Raw genomic sequence first — 23,811 nt, 5'->3', positions numbered from 1 at the left:
TGGCCAGGCTGATCAACCACGTCGGCTTCGCGCCCGGCACGGCCACCGCCGAACAGGCCCGGGCAGCCGCCGGGGCAGCCACGACCTACCACGGTGCGCTGCGCGCGGCCCGCTCCCGATGGCGTCGGTTGCTCTGGTCGGTGCATCCGGGCCCGCTGCGCTGGCACCGCTGACCCGCAGCGTCGATCATGGAGTTGTGGCGCCTGACAAATTAGGTCATCAGCGACTTTTCCGGCACCACAACTCCATGATCGACGAAGGGGTGGCGGGCTATCCGGTGGCCGTTAGGCGGCGGACCAGCTTACGGAGGCCGGACTGCCAGCCGTCGGGGTCCTCGGCACGACGCCGGGCGTAGCCGGCGACCTCCGGGTGCGGCAGGATCAGAAACCGCTCCTCCGCCATCCCGGCCACTGCCGCGGCGGCGACCTGGTCCGGGCTGAGCACCGCACCGGACGCCGCGACGACCTGGGCCCCGAGGTGCCCGGCGGCCAGTCCGTCGGCCAGCATCGGGGTGTCGACGCCCTGTGGACACAGCGCGCTGACCCGCACCCCCTGGTCGCGGTAGGTCACCGAGAGCCATTCGGCGAACCCCACCGCGGCGTGCTTGGTGGTGGCGTACGCGGCGTCGCCGACCGAGGTCAGCACGCCGGCGGCCGAGCAGGTGTGCAGCAGGTAGCCGCTGCCCCGGGCGAGCATCGCCGGTAGCACCGCCCGCGCCGCGTAGACGTGTGCGAGCACGTTCACCTGCCAGGCCCGTTCCCAGCTGGCGTTGTCGGTTTCCACTCCCCCACCGGTGGCCACTCCGGCGTTGGCGCAGAACACGTCGATCCGGCCGTAGCGGCGTTGCGTGTCGGCGACCAGGGCGCGTACCTGCTCCTCGTCGGCGACGTCGACCGCGACGCCGGTGGCCGGCGGGCCGACGGCGGCGGCGACCGCGGCGGCGGCGGCGCCGTCCAGGTCGGCCAGCACGAGCGCCGCGGCGCCCTCGGCGGCGAACCGGCGGGCCAGCGCCGCCCCGATCCCGCCGGCCCCACCGGTGATCACCGCGACCCGGCCGGTGAGGTTCACAGCGTCTCCTGCACGCCGGGGCCGAGCCGGGCGACAAGCGTGGTCAGCGCCGCGGCGTCCCCGGCGGCCACTTCCGGTGTGGGCAGCAGCGCCAGTACGGGCACGTCCACCCCCGCCTCGACGTAGCGGTGGACCTGTTTCCGGCACTGTTCGGGCGAGCCGTGCAGGATCAGCGCGTCGACCACCTCGTCCGGCACGGCCGCCAGGGCGCCGCGCCGGTCTCCGGCCGCCCATGCCTGCCACATGCCGGCCAGCGCGTCCTGCCGGCCGAGCCAGCGGTGGAACGCCGCGTACGCGGGCACGGTCAGGTAGCTGGTGATCATCCGGCGGCCGAGGGTACGTGCGTGGGCGGCGTCCTCGGTGGGGCAGACGAAGATGCGGGCGACCACGTCGAACTGTGGACGCCGCTGCCCCAGCTCGGCGACCGCCCGGGGCACGTCGGCGGCGGCGAGCCAGTTGAGGATGACCCCGTCGGCCTCGGCGGCGGCCAGCCGCAGCATGCCGGGACGCAGCGCGGCCAGCAGCAGCGGCGGTGGCACCACCGGCGGCCGTTCCAGGGCGAAGCGCCGGACGGCGAACGTGTCGAAGGCCCCGTCGACGGTCTCCCCGCGCAGCGCCGCGCGCAGGAATCGCAGCATGTCGCGGGTGCGCCGGAACGGCTCGGTGAACTCGACGGCGTTCCAGTCGGAGACCACCACCGGCGACGACGCGCCGATGCCGAGGGCGAACCGGCCGGGAGCGACGTCGGCGAGCGCGGCGGCGCTCATCGCCAGCAGTCCGGGCCCGCGGGTGAACGCCGGGGTGATCGCGGTGCCCAGCCGCAGCCGGGGTTGCCAGGCGGCGGCCAGGGCGAGCGGGGTGAACGCGTCGGTGCCGTTGACCTCGGAGGACCACACGTCGGTGTAGCCGGCCTCGGCCAGGGCCGCGTACACCGCGGCGTGGTCGGCGAGCGGGATTCCGCCCAACGGCACCGTCATTGCCCATCGCGTCGTCATCGGTCGATCGTGCCCCGGCGTTCGGGTGCCGGGCAAGATCTCGTCGGATTCCGGGTCCGCCCACCTCAGGGGCGTCCGGTGGGGTTACGACAGCTTGGTGGGCTGCCGGCCGAAGCGGAGCAGGCGGATGCCGGCGGCGTCGAGCGTGGCCTGCTCGGCGGGGCTACCGGCGGTACGACCGGTGGCCTTGGCGATCAGGGTGAGCCGGTCCCAGCCCAGCTCGGCCGGCAGTGCCCGCCCACCGGTGAGCAGGTCGGCGATCACCCGGCCGGCGGCCGGGGTCAGCCACGGCGGCCGGCCCAGCGCCGCGGCCAGGTCCAGGCCGTGCACGCCGACCTCCACCACGCGGGTGCGCAGAAACTGCGTCGTCGTCATCGCGTCGCCGTGTCGGGTGCGTACCACCCGGTCCGGCGAGTGGGCGTCGACCGCTGCGAGCGTGGCCCGCCAGGCCCGCTCGAAGTCCGCGGCCAGCCCCGGCCCGGACGCCCGCCGATGCTCGGGCGGGCCGACGCGAACCCCGGCCTCCACCGCCTCGACCCGCACCGCCTCGACCCGGGCCGCCTCGACCCGCGCGGCATCCACCTCGGGGCTGAACTTGGTCGCATCGAAGTAGCCGGCGGCGTCGACCCGCGCCCGGGCGGGTGCCGGGGCGGCCAGCATGCCCGCCAGCCGGGCGGCGCCCGTGTGGACGTGCGCCAGCAGATCCGCCACGGTCCACGGCGGGCATCCGGTGGGCCGGTCGAGGTCCGCCGGTTCGAGGGTGCGCAGCACCTCGCCGAGCCTGGCGCACTCGTCCCGGAAGGCGTCGCGTACCTCGGCCACGGCCTCAGCCCTGGTGGCGGGGAACGAGGCGGTGCACGGCGGTGAGCATCAGCGCCATCACCACGGCCATGGATCCGGCGATACCGGCGGCGCCGCCGGCGTAGCCGACGAACAGGGGCCGGCGGGGCAGTTCCGCCGGTGCGGTGGCCCGCAGGCTCACCAGCCACCACAGCGCCAGCGCGCAGGCCGCGAGCGCCAGCACGCCGCCCAGCCCCAGCAGCAGCGCGGTGCGCCGGTGCGCGTCACCCGCGGCGACCTCCGCCCGCTCCCGCTGGGTGACCAGCAGCAGTAGGCCGGCCAGCGCCCCCCAGACCCCGACCACCAGGAAGGCGGCCACCGCGTCACTGGGCCGGTGCCAGCCCGCCGACAGGGTCGCCACCCCGGCGGTCGCGGCGTAGCCGGCGCCGATCACGGCGGCGAAGGCCCGCACCTTCGGCGGCAGCACGAGCACCAACGCCACCGCCACCGACGCGGCGACCGTGGTGTGCCCGCTGGGCAGACTGTTGCCCACGTACATCCGCTCCGGATCGACGCCGTAGTCCGGTCGGGTCAGGCCGTACTTGAGCAGTTGGGTGGTGACGTTGGCGCCGGCGATCAGCAGGGTGGCCGCGACGGCCAGGGCGATCCGGCCCCGGATCAGCGCGATGAACCCGATCATCACGGTGACCGCCAGCAGCGACACCACGGACATGGCGTTGAGGATCCGGTCCACCGGCTCGTCGATGTGGTTGCGGCCGATCTGGTTGCCGGTCAACGCCACCGTGTCGATCCACTGCCCGACCTCGACGTGCAGCGCGAACTGCCAGACGGCGATGAAGGCCGCTGCCTGGATCAGGGCCAGCACGACCAGCCAGACCGCCGTCCCGCCCCTCGCCGTCACGCGCACCCGCACAACTTAGCGGCACACCGGCGCCCCTCGCCCGGTGGCCCGGCCCAGTCGTGGCGATAGGTTGGGGCGCAGGTGAAGGAGGCGACGGTGACCGGGACGTCGGAACGTGATCCCGTGGCGGCCGGGCGGCCCGAGTCGCTCGCCGACCTGCTCGGCGGCCGTCGGGGAGCCGTCGACGCCACTGCGCCGCCTGTCGCGTTCGCGGCGGGCTGGCTGCTGGCCGGCCAGTCGGTGACCGTCGGGGTGGTGGCGGCGCTGGCCACCGGCGCGCTGGTGGCCGGGGGCGGCTGCGCCGGGGCGACCGGCCCCGGTCCGTGCTGGTCGGGCTGCTCGCGGTCTGCGTGGCCGCGCTGGTCGTGGTCCGCACCGGTCGCGCCGAGGACTTCTTCCTCGTGCAGTTGCTGGCCAACGCCGCCAGCGCCCTGGTCTGGGCGGTCAGCATCGTGGTGCGCTGGCCGCTGCTCGGGGTGGTCGTCGGCGTGGCGCTGGGCCAAGGTGGGCGGTGGCGACGTGATCCGGCGTTGCTGCGGGCGTACGGGTTGGGCAGTTGGGTGTGGACGGCGACCTACGTGCTGCGGGTGGCGGTCTTCCTGCCGCTGTACCTCGGCGGGCAGGTGCTCGCCCTGACCGCGGCGCGGGTCGGGCTGACCTGGCCGTTGGTGGCGGCGGCCCTGGCGCTCAGTTGGGCGGTGGTGCGCCGGTCGTTGCCGGCCGGGCATCCGGGGCTGCGGCATCCGGTGACGCCGGACGGCGGACCGGCCGCGACGGCGGGCGACGACGGCGAGCCGGTGCGGGAGCCGGACAACGGGCCGGGACAATACGGGCCGGGACATTAAGGGAGAGGCCGCCACGGGGGGAGCGGCCTCTCCGGTGATGTACGTTACTCCGTCCCGGGCCGGGTTGTGATCCCGGGGCGGCCACTTTTTTTCGCGATCTGCGCACCGAGCCGGGCGGCTCGGACGTGGTGGGGTGGGCCGACCGCTCCGCTGCGTCGGCCAGAGGGTCGACCCACCCCGGCCTGACCGTGGGTGTCAGGCCGCTCAGCCGGACCTGCCTCTACCCCCGAGGCCCGGCCACGCCTTCGGGCGGGTCACCGCCCACCCGGAGGAGTTCGGTCAGCCGTTCGGGAACAACTTCCCGTAGTCGGCGTAGGCCATGGCGACGTCCGCCTGGGCCCAGAACCGGTGGTAGCGGAACTCGGGCTCCGCCCCGCCGTCGAGGTACGCCTGCACCTTGGGCCACGCCGGGTCGTTCTTGTAGAACGACCGGATGTCGACGAAGCTCTTGCCCGGGGCGATGGCGTCGCCGTTGGGCATCTCGCCGGTCCAGCCCTGCGGGATGTACAGGCCCTGTCCGGTGGAGGCGTCGTAGACGTCGTCGAAGCGCTCGTAGTCGCCCCGCGTCTCCACCGTCGAGACGCCCTGGTCGTCGCTGACGGAGTGCAGTGCGTCCAGCAACCCCTTGGCGGTGTCCTTCGCCGCGGTGTCGCCCGACTTCGCCGCGTACGCGATGAGCGTGCGGGCGTAGGCGGCGGCGACGCCGACGTCCTGGCCCTGGACCGTCACCTCGACGTGCAGGTTGGTGTTCGGCTGCGGGTTGTCCGGGTTCCAGTTGTTCGGCTGCCCGGTCCAGCGCATGTCGGACGGGATGGACCAGTCGTCGCCCAGCGTGGTGTTGGCGATCGCCCAGGGCACCCACTTGTCCAGCAGCGCCTTGGCCTGCGCGTTGCCGCTGACCAGGTACAGCTCGGCGATGCGCTGCATCGACCAGGCCTGCATGCCGAACCACTGGTTCGACGGCGGGTCGTTGTAGACCGGGTCCTCGTCGTAGAACATGCCGTAGAAGGTGGCCGTGCCGGCCGGCGGCTGGCCGTAGTGCCCGCCCCAGCTGTTGGTCGCGCCACCGGCGATACCGCCCTCGGCCGACTGGAGCCAGGTGTAGAGCTCCAACTGGCGTTCGAGACTGTTGGTCCAGTCCGCCGCCGCCGTCGGCGAGCGCGGCTTGAGCTCGTCGACGTTGGTCAGCGCCCACGCCGCGAACGGGTTCTGGTAGCCGAAGTGGCTGTGGCTGGAACCGATCCGCCACGACCAGTTCTGGCTGGTCTCGTACGCGCCACCCCAGGCGTAGTACCAGGACAGCAGGTAGTGGGCGGAGTCGCGGCCGGAGCCGGCCGGGCAGGCGCTGGCCCCGACGCAGTTGCCGACCCGCTTGAAGTACTTGTCGAACAGGGCGTACCGCAGGTAGTCACCCATCTTGGCGGCCTTGGCCACGGTGGCCGCGACGTCGGCCGCCTTGTTCTGCTCCTTGGCCCAGGTCAGCGCCCAGTACGCGGCCTGCACGGCGCGGGCGTCGGCGTCCGGGGCGTTGGTGTACTTCCACTGCTGGGCCGGCGCCTGCGACTCCTCGATGAACAGGTCCAGGTAGCCGTACTGACCACCGTGGGCGAAGGTGTCGCAGGACGGCTGCGGCACGGTCTCCCACACCGACTCCTGGGTGCCCCGCTGGAAGGTGTTGATGTAGGCGGGGCGGGTGGTGCCGTCGCCGCAGCGGCCGTAGCCGTAGACGTTGTCGACGTCCAGCAGCCAGTGCATGCCGTAGATGGAGCCGGTGTTGTAGGTCGACTGCAGCTCCGAGCGCAGCGGGTCCTGGCCGACCGGCACGTTCGAGTCCAGCTGCGACGGGTACTGGCTGGGCAGGTCGTGTTCGGCGGCGTAGGTGGCGTCACCGGCGGACCCGGCGGTCGGCTGGTCGGCGTCGGACGGGATGATGTAGTTCTCCATCACCGTCCAGGCGTTGTTGAACGGTGCCCAGTTCTGGGTCACCCGCCCGTAGTAGGCCTCCAGCCACAGCCAGAAGCTGAACGCCTCCGAGGTGGTCTCGTGGCCGTGGTCCGGCGCCTCGACGATGAGCGTCTCGATGGAGTGGTAGGGCACACCCTCGGGGCTGAAGTAGCCCGAGTTCTTGATCTTGCCGTACTGGTCGAGGAAGCGCTCGACGTACTCGCCGTCGCCGCCACCCGGCACGTCGTTGTCGATCTCGGTGACGGTGACCGCCAGCGGCGCGAAGCCGGTGGCCGAGGCGGTGACGGTGGCGGTGCCGCCCACCGTGTCGGAGTCCTCGGCCGCCTGGACGGTCACGTCGACCCCGGCGTTCCAGTTGGACGGGGTCAACGTCAACGAGGTCGGCGTGGCGCTGATGTCGGCGTCACCGGTATGCGCGAGGGTCACCCCGACGTCCGAGGTCGGCGCCTGGTCCAGCTTCAGGTTGACCGTCGAGCTGTCGCCCTCGGGCACGCTCACCGACGACGGGGTGGCGACCAGCGCCGGGCCGGAGGCGGCGGTGACGGTGAACGACCGTTCGGCCACCGCGGACAGGTTGGCGTTGTCGTACGCCCGCGCCTGCACGGTGTAGCTGCCGGCCGGCAGGTCCTCCAGGGTGTACCCGTAGGGCGCCGTGGTGTCGGTGTTGACCAGCAGGCCGTTGCGGTAGAACTCGACCCTGGCGATGGTGCCGTCGGGATCGCTGGCCGTGGCGGTCAGCGGCACGTCGGCCGGGGCCGCGAACGGGCCGGCGGGCACCGACAGACTCACCGTCGGCGGCTGCTGCGGTGCGCCGCCGCAGGTGACTCCATTGATCGAGAACGAGGTCGGCTTCGGGTTGCTGCCGGTGTAGGAGCCGTTGAAGCCGATGATGGTGCTGGCCCCGGTGGCGATACTGCCGTTCCAGGACTCGTTGACGGCGGTGACCTCGTTGCCGGTCTGGCTCCACCGGGCTGACCAGCCGTGGGTGACCCGCTGGTTGCCCGGGAAGGCGAACCTCAGCGTCCAGCCGTTGATCGGGTCGCCGAGGTTCCTGATGGTGACGTTGGCGGTGAAGCCGTTGCTCCAGTCGTTGGTCGCATAAACCACGTCGCAGGCCGGAGCGGCCTGTGCGGCGGCGGCGGGCACGGTTACCCCACCGATCGCCAGCGCCGCGGCGGCGAGCCACGCCAAGCGCCGACGTCTAGCCAGATTTCTCATCTGCGCGGTGTCTCCTCGGACCAGGCCGGGGACGGTGACGCCCCGGCGGTGACGCCCGCGTCGGACGATTGGGTCCGGGGGGGCGCCAGTGGATGGTGGTCTCGTCCGGCCCGATGGCCGGCGGCGGCGGGGTGGCGTCGGGACGACTGCTGCACCCGCTGCTGGCGGGACGCCGTACCGGACGCGCCGGATGCCCTCGGCGACCCACGCTCACGCTTCCTGGCTCCGCGCGGTCGATCGACAGTGTGCCATGGAAGCGCTCCCAGCACCAGGGACAGGACTTCCGGAAACACTGAGTTGTTTCGATCTCGTTTTGGGGCTTTCACAATGCCGTGACGGGCGTTACAGTCGCAACAACGTCGATGGGAGCGCTTCCATCGACAAAGTTCCACCCAAAAGATCGACCGGCGTCGTGCCCACGGTGCCGGTGAGCAGACCGCAGGCCGACGGCGGGCCAGCCCGGACACCGCCGTCAGCCGTCGCCCCACCACAGTGGAGGGAGGTGGATCCTCAAGCCACTCGCGTGGCCCGGCTCCCGCGCGACACGCACTACTGGGACGCCAAATCCGCTTGTGCGTGTACCGCAACACGGTGGGGACGGGGGTTGCCCTCCCCCGTCCCCACACTAAACCCCCGTTCACGATGGGAAAAGAGGCCGACGGGTCAGACGCGCATCACCCGCGCGCCCCGCACGGCAGTCGACCCGCCCGCCGACCGCCATCCGCGACGCCCCGCCGACCGTCCGGGCGCGCACCGCCGGTCCGCCCGCGCGACTCGGCGCACCCGGTCCCGCCGCACCCCGCCCGACCGGCCCAGCGTCCTTCCCACCCCAGCAACCCACCGCCACCGCGGCTGCCGGCCGTTTCTGCGACGACCGGCCACCGGCGGCGACCGCCTACCCTCTACCCTGTGTTGGGAGCGCTCCCGGGCTCAGGCGGTCAACCCATCCACGAGGAGAACCCATGTCGACACCCACCAGGCGCCACCTGCCGCGCCACGCGGCGCCTCCGGCGACCGCCGCCGACCCGGCCGGCGCCGCCCTCGACGCCGAGGCTCTCGACGCCGAGGCTCTCGACGGCAGCCAGCTCGACGAACCCGCGGACCGCACGGCGCCGGCCCCGAGCCCGGCCACCCGGCTGACCTTCCCGCCCGACTTCGGCTGGGGCGCCGCCACCTCCGCCTACCAGATCGAAGGCGCCGCCAAGGACGACGGCCGCGGCGAGTCGGTCTGGGACACCTACAGCCGCGCACCCGGACGCACCCGCAACGGCGACACCGGCGACGTCGCCGCGGACCACTACCATCGCTACGCCGACGACCTCGATCTGATGCGCGACCTGGGGCTGCGCAGCTACCGGTTCTCCATCTCCTGGCCGCGCATCCAGCCCGACGGCACCGGCGCCGCCAACCAACGGGGGCTCGACTTCTACCGCCGCCTCGTCGACGGCCTGCACGAGCGCGGCATCGCGCCGATGGCGACGCTGTTCCACTGGGACCTGCCGCAGACCCTGCAGGACGCCGGCGGCTGGGAGTCCCGTGACGTCGCATACCGCTTCGCGGACTACGCCGACATCGTCTTCGCCGCCCTCGGTGACCGGGTGCCGGTCTGGCTGACCGTCAACGAGCCGAAGACCGTCGTGCAGAACGGCTACCTCTCCGGTCACCACGCCCCCGGCCGGCAGGACCCGGACGCCGCCTACCTCGTCGCCCACCACCTGCAACTCGCCCACGGCCTCGCCGTCCGGGCCCTGCGCGCCACCGGCGGCACCGGCCGCATCGGCCCGGCCTTCAACCTGCACCCCTGCTACCCCGCCGACGACTCCCCCGCCGCCGCCGAGGCCGCCCGTCTCTACGACGGCTACGAGAACCGCCTCTACCTCGACTCCGCACTCACCGGCAGCTACCCCGCCGACGTGCTGGCCGACCTCGGGCCGGACAGCCGGATGGTCCGTGGCATCCGCGACGGCGACCTGGAGATCATCTCCAGCCCGATCGACCTGCTCGCCGTGCAGTACTACACCCCGCTCTACATCACCCCGGCCGGCGGCACCGTCCGTCGCTGGCCCACCTCCGAGGCGGAGTGGCAGCAGATCTACCCCGACGGGATGTACGACACCCTGACCCGGGTCACCCGCGACTACGGTCCGATCCCGCTGACCGTCACCGAGAACGGCCTGCCCACCCCCGACGTGCTCACCCCCGACGGCGCCGTCGAGGACAGCGGCCGGGTCACCTTCCTGCGCGACCACCTCGCCGCCGCCCACCGCGCCATCAGCGACGGGGTGCCGCTGGAGAGCTTCCACGTCTGGTCCCTGCTCGACAACTTCGAGTGGGCCGAGGGCTACGAGCAGCGTTGGGGGTTGATCTACGTCGACTATCCCACCCAGCGGCGGGTGTTCAAGCGCAGCGCCCACTGGTATCGCCAGGTCATCGCGGACAACGCCCTCTGAGGCAGGAGCAGCGGTCGCCCCGACCGCATCCGCTCGCCGGCGGCCACCGGTCGCCGGCGAGTGGTTCCACCTGCGCCGATCCGCAACCACCACCGCCTCCGCCGATCGGGCGCTGCCGGCCGTCGACCCGCCGGCCGGTCGGTCAGCGGGGCAGCGCCTGCTGTAGTTCGGCGCGCAGCGCCGGGGTCAGCATCTCGCCGGCCTGCTTGGCCAACCGGGCCATTTCGTAGCCGACCACGCCGATGTCGGCGTCCGCCGCCGCCAGGGTGGCCAGGATCGAGCCGTCCCGCACCTGCATCACCAGGAAGTAGCCGCGGCCCATCTCGACCACGGTCTGCTTGACGATGTCCCCGTCGAACATCTGCGCGGCACCGGCGGTGATGCTCATCAGCCCCGACGTCACCGCGGCGAGCTTGTCGGCGTGGTCGCGCGGCAGGTGGTCGGAGATCGCGACCAGCAACCCGTCGGAGGAGACCACCACCGCGTGCGCCACGCCCGGCACCCGCTCCGCGAACCCGCTGACCAGCCAGCTCAGGTCTCGAGCCTCCTGCGACAACATCGTCACTTCCGTCCTCCTTCGCTCCGGACCCCGGGCGGCGGCACGGGCATCTCGGTGGTCTCCTCAGCCTCGGCCCGCCGCACACCGCCGTACAGCCTCGACAACATGCCGCCGACGGCCGCCGGGTCCGGATCGTGCCGGGCCGCCGGTTGCCGTTCCGGACGAGCCGGCTGGGTCACGGCGCTCAGCTGCGCCATCGGCACCCGGACCGGCAGGCCCCGCTCGTTCGTCCCCGCCGTCACCGGCACCGCCGGCGGCGCCGGCATCCCGGCACCCACCGCCGCCACCGCCGACGAGGGTCCCTCCCGGGACCACCAACCCGCGCCACCGGCCGGCGTCCCTGCCGGGGCGAGCACGTCCGCGGCGCGCACCGGCACCGGGCGGGCCGGGCGGGGCACCGTGGTCGGCCGGCGCCCGGCCACCGGCAGCTCCGCCGCTCCAGGGGTCCGTGGCGCGTCCGGCCGGGATGGCGCAGCGGGCAGCCCGCGCGGCGACGGCGCCGGGTCCAGGCTCGGCGGCGGCGCCACCGCCAGCAGCGCACCGGGCAGCCGCACCCGGGCCACCAGCCCGCCGGCCCCACCGTGCAGCCGCACCTCGATACCGTGCCGGGCGGCCAGGTGGCTGACCACGAACAGACCCATCCGCTCGACCGCCGCCACGTCCGCGGCAGGTGGCACGGCGAGCACGGCGTTCGCCTCGGCCAGCGCCGTCGGGCTCATGCCCAGGCCCTGGTCGGCGACCTCGATCACCGCTGACGGACCCTCCGCCCGGGCCATCACCTGCACGATGGTGTCCGGACGGGAGAACGCGGTCGCGTTCTCCAGCAGCTCGGCGAGCAGGTGCACCAGTTCGCCCACGGCATGCCCGACCACGTGCAGGTCCGCCACCGCCTCGTGCCGCACCCGCTGGTACTGCTCGATCTCGGCACTGGCCGCCAGCAGCACCGCGCTCAACCCGACCGGGCGGTTCCACCGGCGCGTCGACTCGGTGCCGGCCAACACCAGCAGGCTCTCGTCGTTACGGCGCATCCGGGCCGCGAGGTGGTCCAGCTTGAACAGGTTCTCCAACTGCTCGGGGTCGCCCTCCTCACGCTCCAGGTCGTCGAGCAGCTCCAGCTGCCGCTCCACCAGCACCTGGCTGCGTCGGGCGAGGTTGACGAACATCGCGTTGACGTTGCGGCGCATGGTCGCCTGCTCGACCGCCACGCCGACGGCGCTGCGGTGCACCGCCACGAACGACTCGGCCAGTTCGCCGATCTCGTCCAACGACCGCACCACCGCCGGTGACACCTCGATCTGCGGCACGCCACCGGAGACCGACCGCAGCCGGGCCAGCGCCTCGGGCAGCTCGATCTGCGCGATCCGCAGGGCCTGCGACCGCAGCAACCGGATCGACCGGGCCAGCGAGCGACCGATCAGCACCGAGATCAGCACCGCCACCATGAGCACGGCGATGATCCCGCCGACCACCAACAGCGTCTCGCGCAGCTGGGTGTCGCTCGCGTCGTCGGCCTGACGCGCCGACGCCGCCACCACCTCGGCCTCGTACCGCCGCATCAGCTCGTGCCGCTCTTCGCTGGCCGCCCACCACTGCTCTGCGTCCAGCACCGGCGAACCGGCGGTACCCTGCGCGAGCGCCTGCTCCTCCAGGCGTGCGGCGGCGACGAACGCCGGATCCACACTCATCTCGTCGTAGCGGGAGACCTGCGCGTTCGTCGCGGCGATCCGGAACGCGCCGAGCGCGGTCAGCTGACGGGCCCGAAGGTCGGGCAGCTGCGCGGCGTCCTCGGTGTCGTAGCCGCCGGCCCGGGCCGCCGCGTACAGCTCCGCCCGCACCCGCGAGGACAGATCCTTCGCCCGGGCGAACTGCACGTACCGCAACACCGCGTCGGCCAGCTCCGGCCGGTCGGAACCGGGCGTCGGCTGCGCGAGCAGGGTCAGCAGCGAGTCGACCGCGCGGTGGTAGTTGCCGAGAATGGTGTCGTCGCTGAGCAGCACGGTGGCCATGGTGTTGCGGATGTAGCCGACCTGCTGGTACGCCTGGGAGGCCACTACGTAGGTGTCGCGCCAGGAGGCGTCCGCGTCGGCGAGCGGCTCGGCCGCCCGGCGCAGGACCGCCGCCGCCTGGTCCGAGGCGTCCCGGTACGGCTGCAGGGTGACCAGTATCTCCGCGCTCTCCTCGTCGGAGGCGTCGCGCAGGGCGGGCAACTCGCCGGCCGTGCGGTCGCGTTCCTGTTGCAGGCGGTGCACCAGCGCGGTGATCTCGCGCCCGATGCCGACCTGCGCGGCGAAGTCACCCAGGGTGCTGGACCGGCCGACCAGGCTCTGGGTCTGCACGCCCGCCAGGACCAGGAAGGCGACCGACGGGATGACCAGCACCGTCGCCAGTTTGGTGCGCATCCGCCAGTCCTGCAGGCGCAGCGGGGAGCGACGCCGGTGGGGCACCACCCGGACGTCGAACCGACGCCGACGGTGGTGCGACACCCCGTGCGTCTGGTCCGGTCCTACACCCACCCGTTCCTCCTCCCCCCACACCTGCGCCGCGGCCCGCCGAGCGCCGCCCATCCAACCAGGCCCCGGAGCAGTGTCAACGTCCTGCCCTTATGAATGGTTCAGGAAGAGTACTGCCGGCCGCCACCCTATGCCGTGGTCGCCGAGGCTTGATCATCCGTCCGGCCGATGTCGGCCACCGCCACGGCGTCGGTGATCCGGCCGGTGGCCACCAGCGCCGCACCGGTCGCACCGATTTCCGGGTGGCGCCCGTACCGGACCTGCCGCGGGGCCAGCACCGCGGCGAACGCCTCGCGCCACCAGGGTGAGGCAGCCATCGCGCCGCCGCCGAGGACCACCTCCACCGGTCGACCCACCGTCGACTCCAGCACTGCCAGATCGTCGACGACCTGCTCACACACCCCGCGCATCAACCCGGCCAGCATCTCCACGGCGGTGGTCCCGAAGCCCAGCCCGCGCAGTTCGCCCAGACCGGCCCGCTCGTGGCCGGGTGGGCGGTCGCCGCCGAAGCGGATGTTCGCCGGCCGTACACCGTCGGGCGGCAGCGACGCCAACGCCTCCGCCAACGCCTCGCCGGCTGGTAGCCGCAGCGCCTGCTCGGCCCAGGCGAACAGATTCCCGCCGGAGGAGTACGCCGCACCGGTCACCACGTGGTCGTGGTCGACGCGGTAGCGCCACAGCCGGTGCGGCAGGACCGTCAGGTCGGTGTGCGCGGGCATCCGCTGCAGCAGTCGCACCGCGGCGGAGGTACCGACGGTCACCGCCGCCCGGGTGGGGTCGACGCAGCCGGAACCGACGTTGGAGGCGGCGCCGTCACCGATCGGCGGCGTCCATCGGGCCGTTGCCAGGCCGGGCCACCGCCGGGCGTGACCGGCCCGCAGCCGGCCCTGCCAGTCGCGCGGGGCCAACTCGGGAAGGTCCGCACCACGGATCTCGGCCAGCGCGCAGGCCTCGGCGTCCCAGTCCAGGGTGCGCAGGTCCAGCAGACCGGTGCCGGACGCCTGGGACACCGACATCGGCGCGTCGGTGAGCAGGTGCGCCAGCACGTACTCGGCCAGGCCGCTGAAGCGGGCCACCCGGGCCCCGCTCTGCGCCCGCAGCCAGGGCAGCCGCACCGACCAGTAGCAGCGGTGCCACCAGGTGCCGGTGCGCTGGTGGAAGGCGTCCGGGTCGGCCGGGCCGGTGGTCGCGGTGACCGGCTCGGGCCGGGTGTCCAGCCAGGTCAGCACCGGGCCGAGCGGCTCACCGTCCACGCCCAGCGGCACCACCGAGTGCCACTGGGCGCTGACCGCCACCAGTTCCACCCCGTCCAGCCAACCCTGCCCGCCCAGCTCGTCCAGGCATTCCATCAGGCAGTCCAGGTAGTGGCGGGCGTCGAGAGTGCCGGCACCGTCGTCGTCGACGGTGACCACCATGCCGCGTCGGGCCAGCGCCCGCGGTAGCGGCCGGACGTCGCCGTCCAGCACGAGCCCACGCACCGACGAGGTGCCCAGGTCCAGCGCGAGAATCTTCATCGCGGGTCAACGTACCCGGTGATCGCGCTGCCGCAACGCCAGCGCGCACCGGGTACGCCGATCGGCTTTGCACACCCGCCTTCGACGCGTAGGGTGTTCGCATGCCCGCGCGACTGTCCTGCTGGTGGCCCGCCGATCCGGCGGCCCTCCCCCGCGCGTAGCTTCCCCCACGCGGCCGCCCGACGAGGCGACCGCCGGTCAGTTTCCGGCCCGAGGGCCGCCCACGACGGCGGCACCCGGCCCGAGGAGACCGAATGAACTCGCTGACCGACCTGCTCGCCGCGCTCGCCGCCGGCGCCGACCCCGGCCCGTTCGCACTGGTACGCCGCGACGGCGCCGACCATCTCGACCTGTTCACCGGCACCGTGTGCACCGTGGACCGGCTCGCCGACATCCCGCTGCCCGCCGGAGCACCCGGCCCGGCGACGCTGGCCCTGGTGCCCTACCGGCAGGTCGCCGAGCGGGGCTTCGCCTGTGTCGACGACGGGGTACCAATGGAGTGCCTGCGGATCGTCCGCCACGACCGGCTGCCGCTGGCGACCGCCCTCGACGCGCTGCCCGAGGGGCCGGTACGCACCGCCGACGCCGCCTTCGACATCACCGACGACGAGTACGCCGACATCGTCGCCCGGGTGCTCGCCGAGGAGATCGGCCGCGGCGAGGGTGCGAACTTCGTCATCCACCGCACGCTGCGTGGCCGGGTGCAGGGTGCCCCGCTGACCGCCGCGCTGGCCGCGCTGCGCTCGCCTGCTGCGCGAGCGGGGCGCGTACTGGACGTTCGTCGTGCACACCGGCACGCGCACCCTGGTCGGCGCCAGCCCCGAGCGGCACGTCAGCGTCGACGACGGGCTGGTGATGATGAACCCGATCAGCGGCACGTTCCGGCACACCGGGGTCGCCGCCGACCGGGCCGCCCTGCTGCGCTTCCTCGCCGACGAGAAGGAGACCGAGGAGCTGTACATGGTCCTCGACGAGGAACTGAAGATGATGGCGACCGTCGCCGAGCGGGGCGGGCAGGTGATCGGGCCGTACCTGAAGGAGATGTCGCACCTGGCGCACACCGAGTACCTGCTCGCCGGACGCGGCTCGAAGGACGTCCGGGAGGTGCTGCGGGAGACGATGTTCGCCCCGACCGTGACCGGCAGCCCGATGGAGAACGCCTGCCGGGTGATCGCCCGGCACGAGCGCACCGGGCGCCGCTACTACTCCGGGGTGCTCGCCCTGCTCGGTCACGACGACACCGGCCGGCAGATCCTCGACGCGCCCATCCTCATCCGCACCGCCGAGATCTCCCCCACGGGCGAGCTGCGGGTGGCGGTCGGGGCGACTCTGGTGCGCCACTCCACGGCCGCCTCCGAGGTCGCCGAGACCCACGCCAAGGCCGCCGGCGTGCTGGCCGCCCTCGGCCTGGGACCGCAGGCGCCGCACCCGGACGCCCGACCGGCGGCCCGCCTCGCCGACGACCCGCAGGTCCGTGCCGCCCTGGCCGCCCGCAACGCTCCGCTGGCCCGGTTCTGGCTGGACCAGCGTCCGTCCGGCGCGCTGGCCGTGCCCGCGCTGGCCGGCCGCCGGGCCCTCATCGTCGACGGCGAGGACACCTTCACCGGCATGCTGGCCCACCAGTTGGGGGCGTTGGGGCTGTCGGTGACCGTCCGGCCGTGGCACGTGCCGGAGCCGGTGCAGGGGTACGACCTGGTGGTGGTCGGGCCGGGGCCGGGCGACCCGACCGGCGACACGGCGAAGATGGTCCGGCTGCGCGGCCTGCTCGCCACTCTGCTGGAGGCCGGGCACCCCACGCTCGCCGTGTGCCTCGGTCACCAGCTCCTCGCCGGACTGCTCGGTCTGCCGGTGCACCGACGCGATGCGCCGTACCAGGGGATGCAGCGCACGATCACACTCTTCGGTGCCCCCCGCCGGGTGGGTTTCTACGCCACCTTCACCGCCCGCGCCGCCGCCGACCGCGCCGACGGCCCGTACGGCCCGGTCGAGCTGGCCCGCGACGAGACCGACGGCGCGGTGCACGCGCTGCGCGGGCGGGCCTTCGCCGGCGTGCAGTTCCACCCCGAGTCGGTGCTCAGCCCGGACGGCGTGGCGGTCCTGGCCGACCTGCTGCGCGAACTGCTGCCGGCACCGGCCGGCGAGTTGTCCACGGCGCGCCAGGCATAGCCGGGCCGATCGGGGGTAGCGCTGTGGACAGCCGGCGACCCGGGCGGGTCTTGAGAGCCCCCGCCCGAGTCGCCGGTCCGCGTCGGTCAGCCGGCCAGGCCCTGCTTGAGCGCGGCGCCGATCTGCACCGCACGCTTGGCGGTCAGCGCCGTCGCCCCGAGCGCGACGTGGTCTGGGGCGGTCTCGCCGTTGTTGCTGGTGTGCGAGGCTCCGTACGGATTGCCGGCGGTGAACTGGCTCGGGTCGGTGTACCCGGGGGTGACCACGATGCCGCCCCAGTGGTAGAAGACGTGGAACAGTGACAGCAGCGTGGACTCCTGCCCGCCGTGCTGGGTGGCGGTGGAGGTGAAGGCCGAGTAGACCTTGTTGGCCAGCGCGCCCTGCGCCCAGAGCGGGCCGGTGCCGTCGATGAACTGCTTGAGCTGGGCGGCGACCAGTCCGTAGCGGGTCGGCGAGCCGAAGATCACCACGTCTGCCCAGGTCAGATCGTCCGGCTGTGCCTCGTCGACATCCTGCGTCTCTAGGCGGTGAGCCTCCCATCCCGAGTTGGAGCGGATCGCCTCGTCCGGCGCCAGCTCGCGTACCTTGCGCAGCCGCACCTGCGCTCCCGCGTCCTCGGCGGCCTCCCGGGCCGACTGGGCCATCTGGTAGGTGATGCCGGTCGCGCTGTAGTAGATAACCGCCACGTTGACCTGTGCTGCCATGGCTTGTCCTTCCATCTCGGGATCAGCTCCGGCGACTACCCGATGTTTGCGCCGACAAACACCGGCGATCGCCGCCGGCCTGCCGTGGGCGCGGGTCGGGGATATTCCGCTGGCCGGTGCCGGCGGTGCCTGCCATGCTCACGGCGATGGAGATCAGGAACGCGACCGCCGACGACTGGCCGGGCATCTGGCCCTTCCTGCGCGAGATCGTCTCGGCCGGCGAGACGTACACCTGGCCCCGGGACGTCGACAAGGCGCGGGCCCGCGAGATGTGGCTGGTGCCTCCGCCCGGCCGCACCGTGGTCGCCGTCGACCCCGACGGCACCGCGCTCGGCTCGGCGAAGGTGGCCCCCAACCAGCTCGGCCCCGGCGACCACGTCGCCAACGCCAGCTTCATGGTCGCTCCGCGGGCGGCCGGGCGTGGCATCGGCCGCGCCCTGGGGACGTACGTGCTGGGCCTGGCCCGCGCCGACGGTTACCGCGCGATGCAGTTCAACGCGGTGGTGGCCAGCAACACCCGGGCAGTCGGGCTGTGGCGGTCGCTGGGCTTCGAGGTCGTCGGCCGGATCCCGGAGGGCTTCCACCATCCATCCGGGGGCTACGTCGACCTGCTGGTCATGTACCAGCGGCTCTGACCGGCCGCGCAGCCGGTCCGAACCGCCCGATAGCCTGGGCCGGTGATGCTGCCCCTGCCCACCGGCGCGTTCCAGGCGTACCTGTTCGACTGCGACGGCACCATCGTCGACTCGATGCCCCAGCACTACACCGCCTGGCGGGAAACCCTCGACCAGTGGGGCTGTGCCTTCCCCGAGGAACTCTTCTACGCCTGGGCCGGGCGGCCGACGGCCGACATCGTGGCCGCCCTCAACGAACAACACGGCCTGGACATGCCGCTGGAGACGGTCGTCGCCCGCCGGGAGGCCCGCTTCCAGCAACTGCTGCCCACGGCGACCGGCATCCCGGGGGTGCTGCACCACATCGACGACGCACACGGCCGGATCCCGTTCGCCGTGGTCTCCGGCAGCACCCGGGAGGCGGTCACCGCCTCACTCGACGCGCTGGGCATCCTGGACCGCTTCGACGTGCTGGTCTGTGCCGGGGACTACCGCCGCGCCAAGCCCGACCCGGAGCCGTTCCTGCGCGCCGCCGAACTGCTCGGCGTACCCCCGCGGTCCTGCCTGGTCTTCGAGGACGCGGACCTGGGCATGCGGGCCGCCGCCGCAGCCGGCATGGCGGCGGTACGGGTGCCGCAGCCCCGCCAGGGTTGACCGCCGCCGCGCCGACCGGGCGGAAGCTTGCTCAAGATGTCCGCAAGTTGTCTGGATCACAGTTCTCGGCCGGGCCGGAAAGCGCCATCCTGATGGCACCGGTGCCGGCGACCTCCATCGCCGCCCCGCGCCGGCGAACCTGAACGGGGGATCGCGCTCCGCCACCAACGGCGCTGGCGTAGCGCGATCAGGGGGCGCCGATCCGGCCCCGACTGTCGGTGCCCGCGCCTATGCTGCCGTCGACCATCGACGGAAGGCGGCGATCCCGTGGCATCCACCGGCTCGACGGCGCTGACCGGCGCCGAGGCGCTCGCCCTGCGGATGACCAGCCTCCGCCTGCGGCCCCATCCCACCGCCGCCCCGCCCGGGAGCGTGGCCGAGGTGGTGGAGTGGTTCGGCGCCATGCAGGCACAGGATCTCGCCAGCGGCATGTGGTCGCTGGGCGTCCGGCTGCCCGGGTCGACCCACGCCGACGTGCACGGCGCGTTGGAGCGGCGGGAGGCCCTGCGGACCTGGCCGATGCGCGGCACCATCCACCTGGTGCCGGCCCGGGACGCCCGCTGGCTGCTGGAGCTGACCGGCGTCCGTGCCCTGGCCGGGGCCGCCCGGCGACGCGAGTTCCTCGGGCTCACCGAGTCGGCGGCGGATCACGCGGCCGACGTGCTGGGCAGCACCCTGTCCGGCGGCGGCCGGCTGACCCGCAACGAGTGCGTCGCCGCGCTCGTCGCGGCCGGCATCGACGGCGCGGGCCAACGCGGCTACCACCTGCTGTGGTATGCCGCCCAGCGCGGCGTCACCTGCATCGCCCCCAACATCGGCACCGAGCAGACCTTCGCGCTGCTCGACGAGTGGGCACCTGGCCAGCACCAACTCGACCGGGAGGAGGCGCTGGCCACCCTGGCGTTGCGTTACTTCCGCAGCCACGGCCCCACCACCCGGCAGGACTTCGCCGGCTGGACGGGCCTGACCGCCACCGACGCCAAGCGCGCCATCGCCGCCGCCGGTGACGAGTTGACCACGGTCCTGGTGGACGGCGTCGAGGCGGTGCTGCACACTCCGCTGCTCGACGCACCCCGCGCCGAGGCGGGCGCCGTGCTGACCCTGCCCGGCTTCGACGAATACCTGCTCGGCTACAAGGACCGGGCGCTGATGCTCGACCCCGAGCACAAGCAGGCGATCATCCCCGGCGGTAACGGCGTCTTCCAGGCCACCGTCGTGATCGGCGGCCGGGTCGTCGGCACCTGGAAGCGCACCCTGGCCAAGACCCGGGTCACGCTGGCCGTGGCGCCCCTGGTCGACCTCGATCCGGCCCGACGCGAGCAGGTCGAGCAGGCGCTCGGCCGCTATGCCGACTTCCTCGCCCTGCCACCACGGGTCACCTGGGCGGGCTGACCCGCCGGCGTCCTCGGGGCAGGGCCCTGCCGCCGGTCAGCTTCGGCTGGTCGACGCAGCCGCAGCCCGGTGTCCGGCGGGCCTTCTGCCCACGGCGAAGATCCTTGGCAGGTACGGTCGTCCGCTGCTTGGCTGGCGGGCATGAAGATGCTGGTGCTGGGCGGGACGGCGTGGCTCGGGCGGGAGGTGGCCCGGCAGGCCGTCGACCGGGGGCACGCGGTCACCTGCCTGGCCCGAGGAGAGAGCGGTGCGGTGCCGCCCGGCGCGGTCCTCGTCCCCGCCGACCGCGCGGATCCCACCGCGTACGAGGCGCTGCGCGACCAGCACTGGGACGCCGTGATCGAGGTGTCGTGGCAGCCCGGCTTCGTCCGCGACGCCCTGGAGGCCCTGCGCGACCGGGCGCGGCACTGGTGCTACGTCTCCTCGGTCAGCGCCTACGCCGGCCACGACGCACCGGGCGCCGACGAATCGGCGACCACCCTGCCGGCGGCGGCGTCGGACGTGGTCGACCGCGAGGAGTACGGCGAGGCGAAGGTGGCCTGCGAGCAGCTCTCCACCGCGCGGGTGGGCGACCGGCTGCTGGTGGCCCGTGCCGGCCTGATCGGCGGGCCCGGCGACCACAGTGGTCGCTCCGGCTACTGGGTCGCCCGCGCCGCCCGCGACCCCGAGGCGCCGATGCTGGTACCCCGCACCCCCGATCTGCCGACCCAGGTCGTCGACGTACGCGACCTGGCGACCTGGCTGCTGGACAGCGCACAGTCCGGGACGGTCGGCACGTTCGACGCGGTCGGCCCGATGGTGCCGTTCGGTGAGTGGATCTTCCGGTCCCGCCAGGTGGGCGGGCACACCGGTCCGGTGGTCGACGTCGACCCGGACTGGCTGGTGGCCCGGGGCGTCACCCAGTACATGGGCCCGGAGTCGCTGGCGATGTGGCTGGTCGAGCCCGGCTGGCAGGGTTGGTCGGCCCGCAGTGGCGCGGCGGCCGTCGCCGCCGGGCTGCGTCACCGGCCACGCACCGACCTGTTGCGCGACACGCTCGCCTGGGAGCGCACGGCGGGCCTGCACCGGGACCGGCGTGCTGGGCTGAGCGGCGGCCGGGAGGCCGACCTACTGGAGGCGTTGGCGCACGAGCCGGGTCGGCCGGAGCCCGGCGACTGACTGCCCGGCCGTCATGTTGCGCGAGGCGCGCACCCCCAAGGTGCACGACTGGCTCGTCAACTACGTGGTGAAGAAGAACCCGCACGCCGAGGAGCTACGCCGGGCCTGGTCGGCCGATCCGGATCCGGTGGTGGCGAGTGCCGGCTGGGCACTGACCACCGAGCGGGTGGCCAGGCAGCCGGAAGGGCTCGACCTTGTGGGGCTGCTGGACGTCGTCGAGGCGCAGATGAAACAAGACGGCTAACTCTGCTGGAAACGTTCGCGCCGCCGGCCGCGAAAGCGCGAAAGCGCCCGCCCCGTGAAGAGGCGGGCGCACTCGCGCGTCTCGGTCATGCCCGATCGGTGACCTGGGCGACGAACGCGCGCCACGCGGACGGGACCTCGTCATCGGTCAGGCTGTCCACGGTGCGCAGAACCGTGCGGGCGTAGTGCTCCACCTGCAACAGGCCCGGAATCAGGTTGGGCTCGAAGTAGCGAAGCTGCGTCGCACCGCGCTCGGCATCGAGCCACGGCAGGAACCAGGACGGCACCCCGAGCTTCATCGCCAGCCGCTCGAACAGGCCACCGTTGCTCAGCGCGCGGTCGGCGCCTCGGGCGAAGTCCAACGTCACTGCCCGGGTGCCGCCTTCAACGGCGCTGACGTGGGAGGCACTGAAGCCGGCACCGCGACCGAACGCCTCTTGCGTCATGCCGGCCGTGCCGCGCGCCCGACGGATCTCACCCACGATGAAGGCCGCTACGGGGTTCGGCATGTCAGGCATTCAGGGCTCCCCACACCATAGATCGACTACCCAGCCCGCCACGGATCCGGCGGCCGTTTCGCCAGCTCAGCCCGGACGCCGGAAGCACCTTCCGAGAGTAGCGGGTTCCATATCAGAGTGTCACCAGCGGAACCGCGGGCGTGGCACGGCCGGTCGGCGGGACCAGCACCGGGCCGCCCGGCGGGCGAGCACTCTCGGGCGGCCCTCCCACACTCCGTGTCGACTGGGGAGGCCCCACCGTGCCCGTGCCGAAGCCCACGAACGCCGGACCGACCTTCCGCCGGTCCGACCGGGTCGGCCGCCGCGATGTCCGGTGACCGCGCACCGGGCGGACGGAACACCGACGGTCCAGCCTGGCGTGTACCTCCTGGATCGGGCAACCTCGCCGCAGTTCGTCAGCCCGATCCTGGTACGGGTGATCCGCGAGCTGGCCGACCGGCACCCGCCCCGCTCACGCCCCGCGCGGGTAGCCGGATGAGCGCCGGGCCGCAGGAGCATGTCGCGTCCCGCCCCACCTGGCGATGCCAGGCGTGTGGGATCGCCTGGCCCTGCTCTCCGGCGAAGCTGCGGCTGCTCGCCGAGTACCGGGAGAACATGCCTGGCCTGATGGTCTATCTCGTGATTCTGCGCGAGGAGGCCACCGAGCAACTCGCCGGGCTGGGCGGCGGCGGGCCGCCGGCCGACCTGCACCGCCGGTTCACCGACTGGGTGCCGGTCCGGTCCAGATAGGCCGGCTGGGCTCAACCGATGTCCGAGGTGTGGCCGAGTTCGCCGGAGATCTGGTTCGCGGTGTCGAGCAGGAGAGGAAGGCTGGCCTTCAGCTGGTCGAGGCTCGCGATGACCTCGATCGCGGTAAGGGAGGCGGCGGCGACGACCCGCCCGCGCGAGTCCCTGATCGGCGCCGCCACGCACATGACGTACGTGTCGTGCTCGCCGTTGTCGACGGCCCAGCCCTGTTCCCGGATGTGGACGAGTTCGGCGTCGAGAGACTCGCGGTCGGCGTACGTGGTCGGGGTGAATCGTTCGAAGACGACGTGGGAGAGGAGGCGGTCGCGTTCCTCCGCGGGCAGGGACGCCAGAATGATCTTGCCGACGGCACTCGCGTAGATCGGGACCGCGCGCCCGATCCGGGACGGCAGCTTGACGGCGTCGAAAGCCGGACTGTCGACCTTGTCGATGTAGACGATTTCGTCGCCGGTCAACTGCGCGAGGTGCACGGTGTGGCCGGTCTCGCGCTGGAGCGCGCGCAGGGGCGCGGCGGCGAACTGGCGCAGGTCCATCGAGCCGAGTGCGAGTTCCGACAGTTCGATGATGCCGCTGCCGAGCACGTAGGTCCCGGCGCCGGTCCGGCGGACGAAGCGCGCCGATTCGAGCGTCTGGAGGATCCGCAGGGCCGTGGACTTGTGGACACCCAGGACCGCCGCCGCCTCGGTGAGGGACAGCGGGTGCTCCGCGGCGCGACGGATCAGCTCGACCGCGCGGCGAATCGATTGCGACACGGTGATGTCTCCCTCCGCGCGGCAGCCCCGACGGCCG

General features: G+C 73.2%; 18 protein-coding genes and 2 pseudogenes. 9 read left to right on the top strand and 11 right to left on the bottom strand.

Annotation, left to right across the window (positions count from 1 at the left end):
- Nucleotides 1-270 precede the first annotated feature (270 nt).
- From KIF24_RS09370 to KIF24_RS09355, 4 genes are all read right to left on the bottom strand, one after another.
- Complete coding sequence (locus KIF24_RS09370; RefSeq protein ID WP_221083685.1) at nt 271-1,068, bottom strand: SDR family oxidoreductase; 798 nt, start codon at nt 1,066-1,068, stop codon at nt 271-273.
- Nucleotides 1,065-2,045 carry an LLM class F420-dependent oxidoreductase gene (locus KIF24_RS09365; protein WP_221087266.1) on the bottom strand — a complete coding sequence of 327 codons (981 nt, stop codon included), beginning with the start codon at nt 2,043-2,045 and terminating at the stop codon, nt 1,065-1,067. The genes KIF24_RS09370 and KIF24_RS09365 overlap by 4 nt, the downstream gene beginning before the upstream one ends.
- A gap of 102 nt (nt 2,046-2,147) precedes the next feature.
- A complete protein-coding gene (locus KIF24_RS09360; RefSeq protein WP_221083684.1) occupies nt 2,148-2,885 on the bottom strand; it encodes a maleylpyruvate isomerase N-terminal domain-containing protein in 738 nt (245 codons plus the stop codon).
- 4 nt (nt 2,886-2,889) lie between these two features.
- Nucleotides 2,890-3,777, bottom strand: coding sequence for a phosphatase PAP2 family protein (locus tag KIF24_RS09355; RefSeq protein WP_221083683.1), 888 nt, complete (start codon nt 3,775-3,777; stop codon nt 2,890-2,892).
- Nucleotides 3,778-3,861: 84 nt separating this feature from the next.
- Between KIF24_RS09355 and KIF24_RS09350 the strand changes: the two are divergent.
- Nucleotides 3,862-4,610 (top strand): annotated as a pseudogene (locus tag KIF24_RS09350) (DUF3159 domain-containing protein).
- Between the two features lie 279 nt (nt 4,611-4,889).
- Here KIF24_RS09350 and KIF24_RS09345 read toward each other — a convergent pair.
- Entirely contained in the window at nt 4,890-7,793 is a 2,904-nt protein-coding gene (locus KIF24_RS09345; protein WP_221083682.1) for a glycoside hydrolase family 48 protein, read from the bottom strand.
- Nucleotides 7,794-8,755: 962 nt separating this feature from the next.
- Here KIF24_RS09345 and KIF24_RS09340 point away from each other — a divergent pair.
- Nucleotides 8,756-10,243: a GH1 family beta-glucosidase gene (locus KIF24_RS09340; RefSeq protein ID WP_221083681.1), complete on the top strand. Its 1,488-nt coding sequence runs from the start codon at nt 8,756-8,758 to the stop codon at nt 10,241-10,243.
- Between the two features lie 142 nt (nt 10,244-10,385).
- On the opposite strand, the gene KIF24_RS09335 is transcribed toward KIF24_RS09340, so the two are convergent.
- From KIF24_RS09335 to KIF24_RS09325, 3 genes are all read right to left on the bottom strand, one after another.
- Nucleotides 10,386-10,802, bottom strand: coding sequence for a roadblock/LC7 domain-containing protein (locus KIF24_RS09335; RefSeq protein WP_269440662.1), 417 nt, complete (start codon nt 10,800-10,802; stop codon nt 10,386-10,388).
- 2 nt (nt 10,803-10,804) lie between these two features.
- Entirely contained in the window at nt 10,805-13,315 is a 2,511-nt protein-coding gene (locus KIF24_RS09330) for a sensor histidine kinase (protein ID WP_331461052.1), read from the bottom strand.
- A gap of 125 nt (nt 13,316-13,440) precedes the next feature.
- On the bottom strand, nt 13,441-14,826 hold the full coding sequence (locus tag KIF24_RS09325) for an FGGY family carbohydrate kinase (protein WP_221083679.1): 1,386 nt from the start codon (nt 14,824-14,826) through the stop codon (nt 13,441-13,443).
- Nucleotides 14,827-15,080: 254 nt separating this feature from the next.
- Between KIF24_RS09325 and KIF24_RS09320 the strand changes: the two are divergent.
- Nucleotides 15,081-16,992 (top strand): annotated as a pseudogene (locus tag KIF24_RS09320) (anthranilate synthase family protein).
- Nucleotides 16,993-17,078: 86 nt separating this feature from the next.
- Here the strand turns inward: KIF24_RS09320 and wrbA are convergent.
- On the bottom strand, nt 17,079-17,696 hold the full coding sequence (gene wrbA, locus KIF24_RS09315) for an NAD(P)H:quinone oxidoreductase (protein ID WP_221083678.1): 618 nt from the start codon (nt 17,694-17,696) through the stop codon (nt 17,079-17,081).
- 146 nt (nt 17,697-17,842) lie between these two features.
- On the opposite strand from wrbA, the gene KIF24_RS09310 reads away from it, so the two are divergent.
- From KIF24_RS09310 to KIF24_RS09290, 5 genes are all read left to right on the top strand, one after another.
- On the top strand, nt 17,843-18,331 hold the full coding sequence (locus tag KIF24_RS09310; protein WP_221083677.1) for a GNAT family N-acetyltransferase: 489 nt from the start codon (nt 17,843-17,845) through the stop codon (nt 18,329-18,331).
- A gap of 45 nt (nt 18,332-18,376) precedes the next feature.
- On the top strand, nt 18,377-18,964 hold the full coding sequence (locus KIF24_RS09305) for an HAD family hydrolase (RefSeq protein WP_230416173.1): 588 nt from the start codon (nt 18,377-18,379) through the stop codon (nt 18,962-18,964).
- Nucleotides 18,965-19,285: 321 nt separating this feature from the next.
- Nucleotides 19,286-20,356 (top strand): winged helix DNA-binding domain-containing protein, encoded by a 1,071-nt coding sequence (locus KIF24_RS09300; RefSeq protein WP_221087264.1) that lies wholly within the window; start codon nt 19,286-19,288, stop codon nt 20,354-20,356.
- A 141-nt stretch (nt 20,357-20,497) separates the two neighbouring features.
- Nucleotides 20,498-21,514: an NAD-dependent epimerase/dehydratase family protein gene (locus KIF24_RS09295; protein WP_221083675.1), complete on the top strand. Its 1,017-nt coding sequence runs from the start codon at nt 20,498-20,500 to the stop codon at nt 21,512-21,514.
- 13 nt (nt 21,515-21,527) lie between these two features.
- Nucleotides 21,528-21,758, top strand: a complete 231-nt coding sequence (locus KIF24_RS09290) for a DNA alkylation repair protein (protein WP_230415414.1) — start codon at nt 21,528-21,530, stop codon at nt 21,756-21,758.
- Between the two features lie 85 nt (nt 21,759-21,843).
- Here KIF24_RS09290 and KIF24_RS09285 read toward each other — a convergent pair whose 3' ends face one another.
- Nucleotides 21,844-22,275: a Scr1 family TA system antitoxin-like transcriptional regulator gene (locus tag KIF24_RS09285; protein WP_221083674.1), complete on the bottom strand. Its 432-nt coding sequence runs from the start codon at nt 22,273-22,275 to the stop codon at nt 21,844-21,846.
- 474 nt (nt 22,276-22,749) lie between these two features.
- Here KIF24_RS09285 and KIF24_RS09280 point away from each other — a divergent pair, with 474 nt between their 5' ends.
- Nucleotides 22,750-23,004: a flavin reductase gene (locus KIF24_RS09280; protein ID WP_221083673.1), complete on the top strand. Its 255-nt coding sequence runs from the start codon at nt 22,750-22,752 to the stop codon at nt 23,002-23,004.
- An 11-nt stretch (nt 23,005-23,015) separates the two neighbouring features.
- On the opposite strand, the gene KIF24_RS09275 is transcribed toward KIF24_RS09280, so the two are convergent.
- Nucleotides 23,016-23,774, bottom strand: coding sequence for an IclR family transcriptional regulator (locus KIF24_RS09275; RefSeq protein WP_221083672.1), 759 nt, complete (start codon nt 23,772-23,774; stop codon nt 23,016-23,018).
- Nucleotides 23,775-23,811: the final 37 nt, after the last annotated feature.

Source organism: Micromonospora tarapacensis (assembly GCF_019697375.1).
GTDB classification, from domain to species: domain Bacteria; phylum Actinomycetota; class Actinomycetes; order Mycobacteriales; family Micromonosporaceae; genus Micromonospora; species Micromonospora tarapacensis.
This window is presented reverse-complemented; position numbering and strand designations above follow the sequence as displayed.